The following is a 17,281-nucleotide window of genomic DNA, read 5'->3' as shown; positions in this document are numbered from 1 at the left end:
AAAAAACAAGCAGACCGTAGGCTGCCTGCTTGTGCGGTATCATGCTTTTATCAGCTTATTTTTCAGTAAACTCACCGTAAGCCATAATGCGGTCAAAACGGCGGGTCAGCAAATCGGCCATCGGCATATCCTGCACGGTGCGCAACTGCTCGGTCAATACTTCTTTTACCCGAGCGGTGATTTCGACATGATTGCGGTGGGCGCCGCCCAGAGGCTCTTCAATCACACGGTCGATCAAGTCCAAATCGGCCAGGCGCTTAGCCGTGATGCCCAGCGCCTGAGCCGCATCGGCGGCTTTCTCGGCGGTTTTCCACAAAATCGAAGCACAGCCTTCGGGAGAAATCACCGAATAAGTGGAATATTGCAGCATGTTCACGTAGTCGCCCACGGCAATCGCCAACGCGCCGCCGGAGCCGCCCTCGCCGATAATGGTGCACAACACCGGCACACGCAGGCGGGTAAGCTCGTAAAGGTTGCGGCCGATGGCTTCCGATTGACCGCGCTCTTCGGCGCCGATGCCGGGATAGGCACCCGGTGTATCGATAAACGTCATCACCGGCAAATGAAATTTTTCGGCAGTTTCCATCAGGCGCAAGGCTTTACGGTAGCCTTCGGGGCGCGGCATACCGAAATTGCGGCGGATTTTTTCTTTGGTGTCGCGGCCTTTCTGATGGCCGATGACCACCACGCTTTGGCCGTTGAAACGTGCCAAGCCGCCGATAATGGCTTTATCGTCAGCAAAATGGCGGTCGCCGTGCAACTCTTCAAAGTCGGTAAAAATGGCTTTGATATAGTCCATGGTATAGGGGCGCTGCGGATGGCGCGATACCTGCGACACTTGTGCAGGGGTAAGCTTGCTGAAAATCGATTTGGTCAAATCGGTGCTTTTCTTTTGCAGGCGGGTGATTTCATCAGAAATATCCACGGCGGACTCGCCCTGCACAAAGCGCAGTTCATCGATTTTTTTGGTTAATTCAGCAATGGGCTGTTCGAAGTCCAGAAAAACAGGTTTCATATCACGATTGCTCTCGTCAGTAAGATTTATGCTCTATCATACTCGAAGATGGCTGTTTTGGCAGCTTTTATGAACTATTTTATCGTGCAGGCCGGCAAGTTTTCAGACGGCCTGCCGTTGTTTTTCTGCTTATTAACTGCTGTATTTCTTAAGGAATATTTCCAAGGCCGTCTGAAACCTTGCAGAGCAGGCCGATACCCCTCTGCCGGACAGCCGCCCGCCCTCGCTTGAGCCGCTTCTAAAAGCCTACCCTCACCCCGGCTGTGAGCGAGCGCCCCGGCAAGGGTGAAAGGTATTTCAACGGCGAGTTAAACGGGCGCGCTTCGCGGTTGGTCAGGTTTTTGCCGTCGAGATACCATTCCCAGTCGCCGTAACGGCTGCTGTGGGCATAAGCCAGATGCGCATCCACCAAAGTATAGCCCGGTAACTCGGGCTCGTTATCAATCACTTTGCCCACTTTTTTCTGACGGGTGTAATGCACCGCGCCGACCGCAGCCCGCCAGCCCGAACGTTCCCAAGCAAGTTCGCCGCCATAACGTGATGTGGGCATACCGGGCATATAGTTGCCGGCCAAGCTCTGTGTCGGGCTGTTTTCATGGTATTTGGGGCGGTTTTTCACCCAGTCGCCGAATGCGCCGACAAACCATTGGCCGCTGCGATTGTTTAAGAAACGGTAGCGCATGCTCAGCTCCATACCGCTCAAAGTCGTGTCGTGCTGCCGCCATTGGCGTACCAGCAGCCTTTCGGCACCGGGCAGACTGCTGGACAACCCCGTGTAGCCCAAATAGCTGTAGTTGCGGAATTCGTTGCGGTATAAAGTGGCTTGAGCCTGCCAGTTTTGCCTCTCCATGCTGCTGCTCAATTCCCAGCCGATCGCTTTTTCTTTCTGCTGCCCGGCATTGCCCTCTTCCACCGATAATGTGGCCAGATGGCGGTTGCTGGCATAAAGCTCGTTTACCTCCGGTGCGCGTTCCGACCAACTGCGTTGCAGCTTGACATTCCAAGTGTCGCTGATGTGCCATTGCAGGGCGGCATGGTAGTTTTGCAGGGCAAAGCGGTGCGGTTTGTCGTGATATTTTCCCCAGCCTTGCCCGGCGCGGTAATCATCAGGCTTGCGGTCGTGTTTGATACTGTCCCAACGTGCGCCCATCTCTATGCTTACCGGGTCGAAATTAGCTTTTTCCAGCACAAAAAACCCCTGCTCGCGGCTTTTAACGCTCGGCATATAGGCATCTTCGCCACTGCTGTCGATAATGCGGCGATTTGCCGCCATGCCGAATGTGCCGGAAAACGGCCCCAGCGGCGCATGGCTCACTTCCACCCGCATCTGCTTGCTGGTGCTGTTGAGACCGCTAGACAGAAATTCCCCCAAATAATCGCCGTTTTCAGCCTTGGCATAGCCCAAGCTCAAGCCGATACGCTCGATGCCGGGCAGCGGCTCGTTTAATGCCGCGCGCACATCCCAACGGGTTTGCCGGGCGCGGATATTGGCCGGCTTCCAACCGATATTTTTCACCACGCCGTTGCTCCAGCCGCCATCGTAGGCAAACCCGGGCACACCGTAATCGGTTTGGTAGCGGTTGACGGCAATACCGACATAGCCTTTTTCGCTGATATAGCTCGTGCCCGCACTGAATGATTGGGTTTTCAGATGGCTGTTTGGAATCCTGCCGTGAGGCACGGCCACCATATCGGTTAGCGGCCCTTTTATATCAGGCAGATTCGGTGGCGAACCGGGCACATAAGCCGGATTCGGCGGATTCGGCACACCCCAATGGTTGGCCGGCCGGGTGTGGTAGCGGTCGATTTCACTTTCCAGCTCATCGGGGTTATCGATAAAATATTTGTTTAAATAAGGATACCATGCAGGGTTGATGCCGCCGCGGGTAAGTTTCATATTCATCTGACACATATCACGCAGAGCAGTTTGGCTGCCTGCCAAAGAAGGGTCATAACACACATCTGCCTTCGTGCGCCCCGGAATGCGGTAAGACGAAATCTGCCGCCGCAAACCATCGATATGCCACGCCCAATTGCTGCCGTTGTTGCCGTCGAGGCGGAACATCTGCGTGTTGGGGGTATTCATGCCTCCGCTCACATCAATTTTGCCGCTGAAACGCTTATCGCCGATTTTTACCGGCACTCGCCCATCGTCAACATTGACCGAGCCGCCGATAGCGCTGCCGCCGTAAAGCACGCTGGCCGGCCCTTTGATAATTTCGATTTTTTCAGCCATAAACGGCTCAATCTGCGCGGGCAGATTACCACTGATCACCGCCACATCCTGCAACGACAAATCATTGGCCAGCACCTGCACGCGCGAACCGGACAAACTGCGCACCACCGGCCGCCCCGAGTTCGGCCCGAAATGCTCGCTTTGCACACCCGCCGTTTTTTCGACCACACCGCCCAAAGTCGGCGCGCGGTTTTGCTGCAACTGCACCCCTTCCAGCACCGTTTTCGTGCCCATAAACTTCGCTTTGGCCGAAGATACCGCTCTCGTGCCCAACACTTCCACCTCCGGCAACAGCGCCGTTTCCGCCGCATCTTGCGCATAAACCGCAACAGGCAGCAACATCAAAGCCGCCGCCACATTCAGCGCTATTTTGTTATGTTTTAAACGTCTCATTATAAATTGTGACCCTTCGCCGATGATTCATCAAACCGGAAAATTCCCGCACCGGTATTTTTAAATATGTTATATCATAACACTTAATAACTACTTTTTACATACTAAAATTTAATTGTTAATAATAAAATATTTTTATATTAAAATTGCATGTAAATTCAAAACAAAAAAGCAACAGATTAATCAATATCTATATTTCAGACGGCCTCAAATATTTTTAATAAACACCATACTGCCTATCAACCCTGCCGCTTTTCTGTATCGGCCATAGCCCGCAAGCCGGCAAACACAAACCGCATCCGTTTCAGACGGCATTGCGATAGAGAAGACAAAACAGTTCCGCTATAATAAGATTTTCCACCCATCGGCAACGCACTAGGGTGTTTTGATGTAGTCGTTTACGAGGGGATTTTGCTTCCAAAATGCAGATTCCGGGCAAAAAAACGCAGCAAGATCAGACATCTTGCGAGGCATTTTTAACCCAGCAGATACGTTTTCAGAGGCAAAAAGCCCCCCATAAACCGAATGGTCAGAATACCCTACAGTGCCGCAAAAAACGAATATGAAATCATCCGACACCGATACCGCCATGCGGCTCGACAAATGGCTGTGGGCCGCCCGCTTTTTCAAAACCCGCTCGCTGGCACAAAAACACATCGAGCTCGGGCGTGTGCGCGTTAACGGCGACAAAGTGAAAAACAGCAAAAACATCGGCACAGGCGACATCATCGACCTTACCCTCAACTCCCTGCCCTACAAAATCAAAGTGCTCGCACTCAACCACCAGCGCCGCCCGGCGCCTGAAGCGCGCCAACTTTATCAGGAAGACATGAAAACCGCCGAATTGCGCGAACAACAAAAACTGCTCGACCAAGCCGGCCGCAGCAGCGCCGCCTACCCCGACGGCCGCCCCACCAAACGCGACCGCCGCCAAATCGACAAAGTCAAACGCGGCGACTGGTAACCCCGAGGGTGTCCGGACACCCGAGGCCGTCTGAAAAACGCGACAACCATCCGGCCCGAAAACCCGCCGCATGATGCAAACCCACTCACACCCAAACAAACTGCCGTATAATACCAACCGTTTGATTTCAACCAAAGGATACCCGCTATGCGCTGGCGAGGACGCAACCAAAGCTCAAACGTAGAAGACCGCCGCGGCCAAAGCGGCCGCCGCATCGGAGGCAAAAGCACCGGCATACTCGGCATCATCATTTTGCTGGTCGGCGCCTATTACGGCGTCGACCTGTCGGGCATTGTCGGCACCCCGGCCGTCGGCACCCAAACCGCCCGGCAAAGCACCCTGCCGAGCGAGCAGGAAGCCCAGCTCAACGAATTGGCACGCGTGGTGCTGGCCGATACCGAAACCACCTGGAGCAACTATTTCGCCCGCAACGGCAGCCGCTACACCCCGCCCACCATGGTGCTCTACACCGCAGGCACCCAAACCGCCTGCGGCACCGGCCAAGCCGCCATGGGGCCTTTTTATTGCCCGGCCGACCGCAAAGTGTATATCGACCTCTCATTTTATGAAGACATGCGCAACAAGCTCGGCGCATCCGGCGACACCGCTTTTGCCTACGTGATCGCCCACGAAGTCGGCCACCACGTTCAAAACCTGCTCGGTATCCTGCCGCAAGTCAACCAAGCCCAACAAAGCGCCGGCAGCCGTCAGGCCAACGCCTTATCGGTGAAACTCGAATTGCAGGCCGACTGTTTCGCCGGCATCTGGGCCAACCATGCCGAATCAGAGCAGCTGTTTGAAAGCGGCGATATCGAAGAAGCCTTCAGCGCTGCCGAAGCCGTGGGCGACGACCGCCTGCAACAACAATCGCAAGGCTACGCCGTGCCCGACAGCTTCACTCACGGCTCATCCGCCGAACGCCTGGCCTGGTTCAAACGCGGCCTGCAAAGCGGCGACATCAACCAATGCAACACCTTCAGCGCCGGCTGAAACCGTTTCAAATCCAAAGCCGTCTGAAGCTATTTTCAGACGGCCTGATATCTTTGCCAACTGCCTTTCCAACCAAATATTCATTTCAATCTGCCTGATCAATCTGCTCCTGAATCACACAATGCTTGGGCACATTCCAACACAATGCTCATTTAAAAAATAAGCCAATGCGGTCAGATTATTTTGTGAGCGGGTCAATAAAACCGTATTTTGCAAGGCTTCAGACCGGCAGAAAACCAACCTCTGCTTTCATTATGAACCAATAATACAACACTTCATCCCCTAAAAAGTAATCATTCCTTTTACCGTCACATAAATATTAGATATCATAACTTAATACTTTATTAACCAATCCCAACAAATATGACAAGTATGTCTTCGCGCCTCAAGCCCGTTGCCCTATGCTGCCTGATGACCCTGGCGCCCCATCCGGCCGCCGCAGATATCCCGCCCGAAGCCCAAATACAGGCCGAGCGTTTGCAGCAACAGCAGTTCCAACGCGAGCAGCAGCGCCAACAACACTTACAGCAACAGATGCAGCCCCACGCCGATGTCCGTTTGGATGAAACACAGGCACAACCGGGGGCTACATTTTCTTTAGCGCAAGCCGAATCGCCCTGCTTTGCGGTGCGGCAAATCCGCCTTGAGGGTGATGAAGCTGTACATTTCCGTTTCGCCCTCAAGCAGGCGCTGGCTGAATCGGGTTTTACGCCGGGTATGTGTTTGGGGGCGCAAGGCATTAACCATATTATGACTTTGGCGCAAAATGCCGTGATTGCCAAGGGCTACACCACCACCCGTATTCTGGCGGCGCCGCAAGACTTAAAAACGGGCGTATTGGTGTTAACGGTGATTCCCGGCCGTATCGGCACCCTCCGCATCGAAGGGGCCGACCGCCCCGGCAGCACTGCCGGGCGCATTGCTGCTTTTCAAAACGAATTTCCCGTTTCAGACGGCCAAATCCTGAATTTACGCGGTTTGGAGCAGGGTCTGGAAAACCTCAAGCGTATTCCTACTGCCGAAGCCGATATCCAAATTGTGCCGGGCACTGCGCCCGATGAAAGCGATGTGGTGGTGCACTGGCAACAGCAAACTTTGCCTTACCGCCTCTCATTAGGTATCGACGATTCCGGCAGCAAAGCCACCGGCAAATATCAGGGCAATGTCGCCTTTTCGGCCGACAATCCGCTGGGGCTGAGCGATTTGTTTTATCTGTCGTACGGCCGTGATTTGGGGCATAAAGCCCGTTATACCGATGCCGGCGGCCGCACCACCGGCAGCGGCAGCAAATCGCTGGCCGTGCATTATTCCGTGCCGTTCGGCAACTGGCTGTGGGCGTTTAACCACAACCGCTACCGCTATCATCAAGCGGTGGCGGGCGACAGTGAAAACTACGATTACAACGGCGAGCGCTTCACTACCGACCTCGGCCTCACCCGCCTGCTCTACCGTGATGGCCGCCGCAAAAGCCACGCCACGCTGAAATTATGGAAACAGGCGTCATACAGCTTTATCAATGATGCCGAAATCGGTGTGCAGCGCCGCCAAACCGCCGGTTGGCAAATCGGTCTGAGTCATAGAGAATATCTCGGCAACGCCACCCTCAATCTGGCTGCCGCCTACAAACGCGGCACCGGTGCCAACCGCAGCTTGCCCTCGCCGGAAGAAGCTTTTGGCGAGGGCACTTCGCGCATGAAAATCATCACTGCCGATGCCGATTTCAACCTGCCCTTCACCCTCGGCAGGCAAGCGTTTGCCTACGACACATCCATTCATGCCCAATGGAACAAAACTCCGCTGGTGCAGCAAGACAAACTCGCCATCGGCGGCCGTTACAGCGTGCGCGGCTTTGACGGCGAACTCACGCTGGCGGCCGAGCGCGGCTGGTATTGGCGCAACGATGTGGGTTGGCAATACCGCCCCGGCCATCTGGCCTACATCGGCGCCGACGTCGGGCACGTATCCGGCCGCTCCGCGTCTTACCTGCTCGGGCAAACGCTGGCCGGCGGCGTGGTCGGCCTCAAAGGGCAGTTCAAGCTTGGCGGCAATCTTTATTACGACGTCTTTGCCGGCAAGCCCTTTAAAAAGCCCGCCCACTTTCAGACGGCCGATACCGTCTTGGGCTTCAGCTTGAATTATTCGTTTTAAAGCAGCCGGCCCGTTTTGATTTCATCTTTTACCGCCAGTCAACCGCCATGAACAAAACCCTCTACAAAGTCATCTTCAATCAAAAACGCGGCATCATGGTTGCCGTTGCTGAAAACGCCGCCCGCGCGGGCAAGTCTGCGCAAGACGGCGGCGGTGCCGTACCGCAGCCGGCGGCAGCCTCATTCCGGTTGCCGCTGTGGCGTTTCTCATTGATGATGGCTTTGGGGTTGGCGCTGGTGCTTCCTGCCCGTGCCGCCGGTATTGGCGCCGACAAATCCGCCCCTCAAAACCAGCAGCCGACCGTGCTGCAAACGGCCAACGGTTTGCCGCAGGTGAATATTCAAACGCCCTCTGCCGGCGGCGTGTCGGTCAACCAATACCGCCAATTCGATGTCGACGGCAAAGGGGCGGTGCTCAACAACAGCCGCCGCAACGTGCAAACGCAGCTGGGCGGTTGGGTGCAGGGTAATCCGTGGCTGGCCGGCGGCGAAGCGCGGGTGATTGTAAACCAAGTCAACAGCGCCAATCCGTCGTTGCTCAACGGTTATATCGAGGTCGCCGGCCGCCGCGCAGAGGTGGTGATGGCCAACCCGGCGGGGATTCGGGTGAACGGCGGCGGCTTTATCAATGCGGCGGGGGTCACCCTCACCACAGGCAAACCGCTGCTAAACAACGGTCATCTGGAAGGCTTCCGGGTGCGCGGCGGCCGTGTGGCGGTAGAGGGCAGGGGTTTGGATACCGCCGGTGCCGACTACACCCGCATTCTGGCGCAGGCCGCCGCGGTGAATGCCGGCATTTGGGCGAATGATTTGCAAGTGGCGGCAGGTAATCATGATATGGGCGCCGACGGTGTGCCCGGGGCTGTTGCAGACGGCCTCCCGCCCGCAGCCGACACCGCCAAAGTCGCCATTGATACCGGCGCATTGGGCGGCATGTATGCGGGCAAGATTACCTTAATCAGCACCGACAAAGGCGTCGGTATCCACAATGCCGGGCAAATCTTTGCCGCTGCCGGCGGGGTAACGCTCAGCGCCGACGGCAACATCGGCAACAGCGGCAGCATGGTGGCCTCAAACAACACCCAAGGTGCCGCCGACAGTGCCGCCGTTACCGTCAAAGCAACCGCATTGGATAACAGCGGCAGCATTTCCGCGCAAGGGCGCACCAATATTCAGACGGCCTCTTTCAACAACAGCGGTTTGCTGGCCGCTGCCGGCGGGCTGGATATCCGCAATTCAGGCCATCTGAACAACAGCGGCCGCATCAACGCCGCCCGGTTCGACATCGAAACCGGCCGTCTGAACAACAGCGGCACGATTACCCAAACCGGTTTGCAGGCTCTGGCCGTCAGTGCCGGCAGCATACGCAACCACAGCAGCGGCTTAATCGGCGCCACACCGGCCGACAGCGGCAACAACGATAACGATAACGACAACAGCAGCGGCAATAACAATCACAGCAGCAACACCCCTGCCCCCACCACCGCGGCCGGTAACGGCAGCACCCAAACCGCGCCCGCCGCTGCACCGTTAACATTGGCCGCCGGCCGCATCGCCGTTTCAGACGGCCTCGACAACCGCGGCCGAATCACAGCCAACGGCGACGTCGCTTTGAGCAGCCGCCGCAGTTTGCACAATCAGGGGGTTTTAAACCTTCACCGCCTGAGCGCACAAGGCAGCCTGCTAAACAACCAAAACGGCAGCATCCGCAGCGGCAGCGCCGACATCGCGGTTGACACGCTCAACAACCGCAGCGGCAGTCTCTTATCTTCAGACGGCCTCATCCTCCGCGCCCAAACGCTGAGCAACCAAAACGGCACACTGCAATCGGCCGGCAGCCTCCGCATCAACAGCCAAAATTTCAATAACCGAAGCGGCCAAACCGCCGCACCAGATGCCCTCATCCGTGCCGTGCAAACCCTCGACAACCAAAACGGCCAAATCGACACAGGCCGTCTGAAAGTCGAAGCAACCGAGCTTAACAACCATCAAGGCAAAATCCGCAGCGATGAGGCAACCGAACTCAAGGTTTCAGACGGCCTCAACAACCAAAGCGGCCTCATCAGCTCGGCCAAAGACGTCAAAATCCATGACGGCAACCAGCAAACCTTAGCGCTGAACAACGCTTCCGGCGAAATCCTTGCCGGGCAAAACCTCGATCTGCAAGCCAAAACCTTAGCCAAACAAGGCGCGCTGGCGGCCAATCAGAATCTGTCGCTCAACCTCAAAGACAGCTTCAGCGCCGAACAAGACATTCGCGCCGGGCAAGGCTTGCGCTTAAGCAGCGAAGGCGACATCAACAACAGCCACACCTTGGCAGGCGGCCGCTTTGTGCGGCTGGAAGCCAGGCGCATCAACAATACGGATACGGGTCAAATCCAATCCGGCAGCGACACGCACCTTCAAGCCAACAACATCACCAACCGCGGCCTCATCAACAGCAACGGCCTCACCCTGCTGGAAGCAGGCGGCACCGTATCGAATATCGGTACGGGGCGCGTATACGGTGATTGGGTCGGCATTGAAGCGGCTAAGCTGGTGAACCGGGAAGAAACGGTTAACGGCGAAACCAAAGCGGCAACCGTTGCCGCGCGCGAGCATTTGGCGATTGGAGCCAAAGACATCACCAATCAGGAAGGCGCGAAGCTTTCCTCTGAAGGCAGTTTGAATATCGGCCTCGAATTAAACGAGAGCCATCAGGCGCAGGGTTTGGCTGATCGTTTGGTGAATGCCGGCGCCACGATTGAAGCCGGCGCAGACGCGCGAATCGGCGTTAAATCCTTGCAAAACCTAAACAACCATTTCCGCACCCGCGAATATTTAGACAGCAGCAAGCATATTGTTTCCTATACCAAAGCCGGAGAAGCCGAGCCATTCTTTACGGTAGGCGAAGACGGCGTCACCCGCAAAGAAAAACATGATTTCGGCTTTATCTACCACGACGGCCGCCCCGAACAATGGCTGCACAAATACGCAGTCGAGCAATATTACCAAGCCGATTACGTTCAAAACGTTTATAAGCAGCAAATCATCGACAACCGCCCGGCCCACATTCTGGTCGGCGGCAACCTGCAAGCCGAAGGCAATTGGCTAAACCACAACAGTATGATACTGAGCGGCGGTGCGATTTTAGGTAAGGGAAATATCCGGAACGAGGCAGACAAAGACACCGTCCGCACCGTCAACACCGGCATGCTGCGGCGCGGCAGTTACGACAAACACGGTTTCAGAGGCGACCGGCATATCGAATTCGACAAAGAAAGCGGCCACATTCCCAGCCCGCCGGATAGCCATCCCGACTTTGAGCTTAAGACGGCCGAAGTGAAGGAATACGGCAACGCCCTACCCCCACCTGAAAAAACCGCCGCCCAAGCCATAACCCGCCCAAGCACCGTAACCGGCGGCGGCAGCAGCACTGCCCCCATCAACACCCTAAACACCGACACCAAGCTGCCCGCCTCCGGCCTCTACACCGTCAACCCGGCCAACCCCGCCTATTGGGTGGAAACCGACCCCGCCTTTACCAACAACAAGCAATGGCTGGGCAGCGATTACATGCTCAACGCCCTCAATATCGACCCCAACAATATACACAAGCGCTTGGGCGACGGCTATTACGAGCAAAAGCTGATAAACGAGCAAATTGCCCGCCTCACCGGCTACCGCCGTCTCGACGGCTACCAAAGCGACGAAGCGCAATACCAAGCCCTGATGAGCGCCGGCATTACCTTTGCCCGCGAGCAGCAACTCAGCCCCGGCATCAAGCTTTCCGCCGAACAAATCGCCCGTTTGACCAGCGACATCGTTTGGTTGGAAACCCAAACCCTCACCCTGATTGACGGCAGCACCGTCGAAGTATTGGCGCCTAAAGTCTATCTTACCGTTAAACCTGATGACCTCACGGCCCACGGCGGTTTGATTAGTGCCGACAAGCTGGCGATGGACAGCGCGGGCAGCATCATCAACAGCGGCACGCTGGCCGGACGCAAAGTGGTCGACTTATCCGCAACCGATATTAAAAACAGCGGCCTTATCCAAGGCGGCAAGGTCGGGTTGCGCGCCGATGATGTCCATATCGAAGGCGGCACCGTTTCCGCCGACACCCTCCTCGCCGTCGAAGCCGACCGCCTCCGCATCGCCTCCACCACCGCCACCGGCGGCGATGAGCGCAACGGCCAAACCCAAATCGACCGCGTCGCCGCTTTGTATGTCAACAACGCTTCAGACGGCCGCTTAAGCCTCAAAGCCAACGAAAATATCGATTTCGTCGCCGCCAATCTGCGCAACGAAGCCGCCAACGGCCAAACGCAAATCGTTTCAGACGGCCACATCGATTTAGGCACCGCCAAGCTTTCATCCCACAGCAAACAGGGTGAACTCTCCGACCGCAACCACCGCCACGTTGCCCAAACTTCGGAAGCCGGCACCGTTATCGGTGCGGCGGGCGATATTCTGATTTCGGCCAAAGATGATTTGACCATCCGCCAAGGCAGCATTGCCGGCGACGGCGGCCGCACCACCCTCTCCGGCCGCAATGTCGACATCAGCGAAGGCCGGCAAACGCTGGATTTAGACGACTCGCTGTACAACGAATCACGCAGCATGGTTTCTAAAACAACCTCGCTCGACCAATACCGCCGCCAACATGATGAAGCGGTCGGCAGCAGCATCGAGGGTAAGGAAGTGGTGGTTCGTGCCGGGCAGGATGTAAATGTGCGCGGCAGCCGGGTGGTTTCAGACGGCCTCACGGTGTTGACGGCCGGCAATGATGTCAACATCACCGCGGCTGAGAATGCGTATTCGGATCATGAGTTTCACGAGCGTAAGCGCTCCGGTTTCACTGCCTCGCTTGCAAACGGCGTTGCTGCCGTCGGCTACAGCAAATCCCGCCACAGCCTGCAACAAGACGGCACAAGCCAAAGCCTCACCCTCAGCCGAATCGGCAGCAGCACAGGCAACACCGCACTCCTCGCAGGCGACGCGCTCAACATCAGCGCAGGCCGTCTGAATACCGGCGGCGATTTAAACCTGCAAGGCCGCGCAGTCAACCTTGATGCGGCGTATATCACCGACAGCAGCCGCAGCGAGCAGCAAAGCAAGCAGAGCGGCCTCAGCATCGGGGTCACCTACAACCCCATTGCCGCCGCCAAAACCGCTTACGACCAATCCATGGCCGGCAGCCAAAACAGCGGCAGCGCCGTGGGCACTTGGTTTGCCCGCGATCTGGCGGCCCTCAAAGCCGCTCAGGCGGCGATGACGCCGTTGGTGGTCAGCGGCGGGCGCAGCAAATCATCTGCCGAACAAAACAACAGCCGCACCCAAGCGGTGGTGAGCGAATTGGCGGCGGGTCAACACCTGAACATTATCGCCACCGAAGGCGGCATCCGCAGCGAAGGCGCGCAAATCAGCGCCGAGGGCGATGCGCTGCTCTCCGCCCGCGACAGCATCCGCCTCGGCTTTGCCGCCGACGGTCAAAACCAAAGCGCCCAAAGCCGCCGCAGCGGTTTGAGCATCGACAACCGCGACCACCTGATGCCGCTGGGCAGTTTCAACGAGCGCGGCCAAGGTGAAGGCGCGTTGAACCACCTCACCGGCAGCAGCCTTTCCGTCGGCGGGGCGGCGGCGCTGCAAAGCGGGCGCGATATTGATGTGATCGGCAGCACCATCGTTGCCCAAAACACCCTCAGCCTCAATGCAGCCGACAACATCACTATCCTGTCCGGCCAAAACCGCCAATCTCTCAGTGAAACCCAAGTGGGCAGCGGCATCGGCTCGGCGCAAATCTCCGACACCGAATATTTCAGCGGTTGGATGAAAAACCGTCAAGACAGCCACAGCAGCCAAGTCGAGCAAGTCAAATCACAAGTCGGCAGTCTTGGCGGCAACGTCAATATGCAGGCCGGTGCCGGCTATACTCAACAAGTCGCCGACGTGGCGGCGGCCAAAGACATCAACATCACCGCTAACAATATCGACATTCTCGACGATTACAACCGCGGCAGCAGCCACCAATCCGAGCGCGACGTTAAAATCGGCACCTTTGCCAAAGTGTCTTCGCCGCTGATCGAGCTGGCCTATGCCGTTGAAGATGCCGTCGACAGCAACGCCGGCGACCGCACCCGCGCCCTACAGGGCATGGCCGCCGCCGCACAGGGCTATCAGCTTTACGATGCGGTCGGCAAAGTCACCGATGCCGCCGCCCGCAATACCAAAGTTGCCGCCGATGCCCTTAAAAACGGCGTGGCCGTCAACCCTGATGATTTGCAGCAGGGTGCGGTATTGGCCAAAGCCGAAGCCGGCGTCGGCTTTAAAACCGCCAATGCCAGCCAAAACCAAAGCTATGCCGACAGCCGGCGCAACACCCTCAGCGCCGGCGGCAACCTCACTCTGCAATCGACCGCGGGCGATATCCGCCTGCAACACACCGCCGCCAGCGCGGGCGGCACCCTCAGCCTCGATTCGGCAAAAGACATCAGCCTCGAATCCGGCCGCAGCAGCCAACACAGCGACGGCAAAAACAGCAGCTTCGGCGCTTCCGTCGGCGTCGGCGCCTCAGTGGGCGCGCAAACCGGCATCTATGTTTACGCCGAAGCCGGCGCCACCAAAGGCCGCCACCGCCTCGATGCCGGCAGCTACAACCCCACCGAGCTGAACGCCGGCCACATCCGCCTCAACAGCCGGGGCGACACCACTTTACGCGGCGCCACCGCCACCGCCAACCGCATCGATGCCGATGTTAAAGGCCGTCTGAACATCGAAAGCGTGCAAGATACGCTGTCGCAAGAAAGCAAACAAAGCGGCGCCGGTGCACGTATACAAATCGCCCTCGGCAGCGCCTGGGAAGCTTCCGGCAATTTCAACCAAAGCAAAGCCTCGGGCAGCAGCAATACAGTCCACACCCAATCCGGCCTGTTTGCCGGCGACGGCGGTTATCACATCAACGCCGGCAGCGTGCAGCTCAAAGGCGGCGCGATTGCCTCGACCGCGGCGAAAGAGAATAACGGGCTGACCACCGGCGCACTGACCTTTGAAGACATTCAAAACCACAGCAGCTATAACGCCTTCAGCGTTTCCCTCAGCGGCAGCTACGGCGGCAGCCTCAGCAGCGGCGAAACCTTCCAACAAAGCAGCCTCGGCCAAGCCTCCGCCACGGCCGGCCAAGGTATGAGCCAAGGCCCGAGCTACAGCCCGACCCTGCCGCAATATGAAAGCGGCGGCGACAGCAGCACCACCCGCGCTACTTTAAGCGCAGGCCGTCTGAATATCGGCGGCGAGCAAACCACAGTAGAAGCACTGGGCATCCACAGCAACACCGAAACCGCCCATCAGAAACTCGCCGAGCTGCCCGATATCCAACAGATTCTGCGCAACCAGCAGGCCGCAGCATCCGCCACCGCCGACATTACCTCAGCCGTACGCACGTTCAGCGGCAATATGGCGGCAGAGGCGCAGAAAACACAACAACAGGCCTACGAACAGCTTCAGACGGCCATCAAAAACAACGATGCCGCTCAAATCGAAGCCGCCGTACAACAATACAATCAGGCTCAACAATCCGCCAAAGATTGGGGCATCGGCGGCAGCAAAGCCCGCGCGCTCAATGCCGTTTCCACCGTTGTCACCGGCGCCCTCGGCGGGCAGAACGGCCTTCAGACGGCCACCAACGCCCTCGCCCCCTACGCCGCCGAAACCATCGGCCAAACCTTCGGCCAAAACGGCAGCAACCCGAATGAAACGGCACAACTGTTAAGCCATGCCCTGCTGGCAGGCATTCTAGCCGCGGGCAACGGCGGCGATTTCGGCGCAGGTGCCGCGGCGGGCGCAGGTGCGGAAGTGACTGCCAAAGTTATCACCGAAGTTCTGGCCGGCAAAGAAGCAGCCAACCATCCGAACCTGCTTTCAGAGGAGCAAAAAACCACCATCCGTGATTTGAGTGCGGCAGTGGGCGCATTGGCTTCAGGCCTCTCCGGCGGCTCAGCGGCAGATATCCAGCGTGGCGGTGTGGTCGGGCAGAATGCGGTCGAGAATAACTGGCTTTCGTCTCCTGAAGTCGAGCGCCTAATCCAGCTGGGAAAAGCCTGTAATGGAGGAGCCGGCTTGACACAAGCCTGTGCAGAAAGAGATAAGTTAAAAGCCCTTGATGTCGCAAGAGACTTGCGCCTTTTAACTGCTTGCCAGAATGCCCAATCCACCCAATGCCTGAATTTGAAACGGGAAGCCACAATAGCCATGGGCGGATTAAGCGTTGGCTATCTTCAGCAATACGGTATGAGCCAAGAAGCCAAAAATGCTCATAATCAGGAATACAGTTCTACTGATGCCGCCGTGTTGATGGCTAGCGGCTATACGCCCGAGCAAATTGCAGCCAACACCAAGCTTACCCATGCAGTTGCTCAGTTTTTGGGGGATTTGTCAGTTGTCGGTACTATTCGTGATTTTAAAGAAGCGGATACGGTTTCCGAGTACGCTATCGCTACCATTTTTGCCATGCCGGGTTTGAAACAGGCAGAAAAAGTACGATACATAGGTGACTTTAGGAAAGCTTACCAGGCTGCCAAAGAAACGGGGGATTTGAAGGCAGCCAAGGAGCTGCTGGAATTGGCGAGAAATGCTGAAAAATTGCCGAATAATTTTAGGCAGTTAGCTCAGAAGGAAAAAGAGTTACAATTGCATGGGCAAAATTTTGGCAAGTTAGGAGTAGTAATTAAAAATCCCAATATACAAATTTCAGGGTTAAGAAAACATTATATTGATAGAAAAATAGAGCGAGGAGTAACTTCAAGCCAAGTTATAGACACCGTACAAAACCCTAGTTTAATTCTCAAACAAAGTAATGGAGGATTTTTATTTCTCTCACAAGACGCAGCGGTAGTAATCAATAAAAATGGGCAGCTAGTTACAACATATGGAAAGTCATATTTTGATAAGAATATCCACAATATTTTGGACAGAGTAAAATGAAAAATATTCTAAATGAAATTAATAGCATACTATTTAATCATTGGGATCCAATTATGATAAACGAGAACCCACAACTTAAAGACGAATACTTAACTTATGCAAAAAAAATCTTAACTTTATTACATGCCAATGCAAGCGAAGAAGAAATTTTTCAACTATTAACAGAAATTGAAGAAAATGATTTAGGCCTAGAAACTGATAAAAACATCAAAAAGTCTGTATCTAATAAAATTTTTTTATTAGCAGAGTTTTAAAGGGAATTCGATGGCAATCAATAACGAATCACTGGCCTGTTTGCTGGCGACGGCGGCTACCACATCAACGCCGGCAGCATGCACCTTAAAGGCGGCGCGATTGCCTCAACCGCGGCAAAAGAGAATAACGGGCTGACCGCCAACGCGCTGACCTTTGAAGACATTCAAAACCACAGCAGCTACAAAGCAACGAATGTGGGGTTGAGCGGCGGCTACGGCGGCGGGCTCAGCAGCAGCGAAGCCTTCCAACAAAGCCCCCTCGGCCAAGCATCCGCCGTAGCCGGCCAAAGCATAAGCCAAGGCCCCGGCTACAGCCCGACC

8 protein-coding genes are annotated in these 17,281 nt (G+C 56.2%); 6 read left to right on the top strand and 2 right to left on the bottom strand.

From position 1 onward, the window contains the following. Positions 1-55: 55 nt before the first annotated feature. Positions 56-1,015 (bottom strand): acetyl-CoA carboxylase carboxyltransferase subunit alpha, encoded by a 960-nt coding sequence (locus LVJ83_RS07145; protein WP_244783837.1) that lies wholly within the window; start codon positions 1,013-1,015, stop codon positions 56-58. Between the two features lie 69 nt (positions 1,016-1,084). Here LVJ83_RS07145 and LVJ83_RS07140 point away from each other — a divergent pair, with 69 nt between their 5' ends. Beyond that, complete coding sequence (locus LVJ83_RS07140) at positions 1,085-1,246, top strand: hypothetical protein (protein ID WP_244783836.1); 162 nt, start codon at positions 1,085-1,087, stop codon at positions 1,244-1,246. 7 nt (positions 1,247-1,253) lie between these two features. Here LVJ83_RS07140 and LVJ83_RS07135 read toward each other — a convergent pair whose 3' ends face one another. Then, positions 1,254-3,644 carry a TonB-dependent receptor gene (locus LVJ83_RS07135; protein WP_244783835.1) on the bottom strand — a complete coding sequence of 797 codons (2,391 nt, stop codon included), beginning with the start codon at positions 3,642-3,644 and terminating at the stop codon, positions 1,254-1,256. Between the two features lie 562 nt (positions 3,645-4,206). Between LVJ83_RS07135 and LVJ83_RS07130 the strand changes: the two genes are divergently transcribed. The 5 genes from LVJ83_RS07130 (at position 4,207) to LVJ83_RS07110 (ending at position 16,960) form a co-directional block, all read left to right on the top strand. Beyond that, complete coding sequence (locus LVJ83_RS07130; protein ID WP_244783834.1) at positions 4,207-4,608, top strand: RNA-binding S4 domain-containing protein; 402 nt, start codon at positions 4,207-4,209, stop codon at positions 4,606-4,608. A gap of 147 nt (positions 4,609-4,755) precedes the next feature. Next, entirely contained in the window at positions 4,756-5,598 is an 843-nt protein-coding gene (gene ypfJ, locus LVJ83_RS07125) for a KPN_02809 family neutral zinc metallopeptidase (RefSeq protein WP_244783833.1), read from the top strand. A 411-nt stretch (positions 5,599-6,009) separates the two neighbouring features. Next, the gene (locus tag LVJ83_RS07120; RefSeq protein WP_425316030.1) at positions 6,010-7,746 is read left to right on the top strand and encodes a ShlB/FhaC/HecB family hemolysin secretion/activation protein; all 1,737 of its coding nucleotides are present in this window, start codon (positions 6,010-6,012) and stop codon (positions 7,744-7,746) included. A 47-nt stretch (positions 7,747-7,793) separates the two neighbouring features. Beyond that, positions 7,794-16,706, top strand: coding sequence for a two-partner secretion domain-containing protein (locus LVJ83_RS07115; protein WP_244783831.1), 8,913 nt, complete (start codon positions 7,794-7,796; stop codon positions 16,704-16,706). Beyond that, on the top strand, positions 16,703-16,960 hold the full coding sequence (locus tag LVJ83_RS07110; protein WP_244783830.1) for a hypothetical protein: 258 nt from the start codon (positions 16,703-16,705) through the stop codon (positions 16,958-16,960). Before LVJ83_RS07115 ends, LVJ83_RS07110 begins: the two co-directional genes overlap by 4 nt. The last annotated feature ends 321 nt before the right edge of the window (positions 16,961-17,281 follow it).

Source organism: Uruburuella testudinis, from assembly GCF_022870865.1.
GTDB lineage: Bacteria > Pseudomonadota > Gammaproteobacteria > Burkholderiales > Neisseriaceae > Neisseria > Neisseria testudinis.
This window is presented reverse-complemented; position numbering and strand designations above follow the sequence as displayed.

Coding starts and splice junctions, on each gene's coding strand:
- LVJ83_RS07145 (WP_244783837.1), bottom strand. CDS start 1,015: ATGAAACCTGTTTTTCTGGACTTCGAACAGCCCATTGCTGAATTAACC.
- LVJ83_RS07140 (WP_244783836.1), top strand. CDS start 1,085: ATGAACTATTTTATCGTGCAGGCCGGCAAGTTTTCAGACGGCCTGCCG.
- LVJ83_RS07135 (WP_244783835.1), bottom strand. CDS start 3,644: ATGAGACGTTTAAAACATAACAAAATAGCGCTGAATGTGGCGGCGGCT.
- LVJ83_RS07130 (WP_244783834.1), top strand. CDS start 4,207: ATGAAATCATCCGACACCGATACCGCCATGCGGCTCGACAAATGGCTG.
- ypfJ (WP_244783833.1), top strand. CDS start 4,756: ATGCGCTGGCGAGGACGCAACCAAAGCTCAAACGTAGAAGACCGCCGC.
- LVJ83_RS07120 (WP_425316030.1), top strand. CDS start 6,010: ATGACCCTGGCGCCCCATCCGGCCGCCGCAGATATCCCGCCCGAAGCC.
- LVJ83_RS07115 (WP_244783831.1), top strand. CDS start 7,794: ATGAACAAAACCCTCTACAAAGTCATCTTCAATCAAAAACGCGGCATC.
- LVJ83_RS07110 (WP_244783830.1), top strand. CDS start 16,703: ATGAAAAATATTCTAAATGAAATTAATAGCATACTATTTAATCATTGG.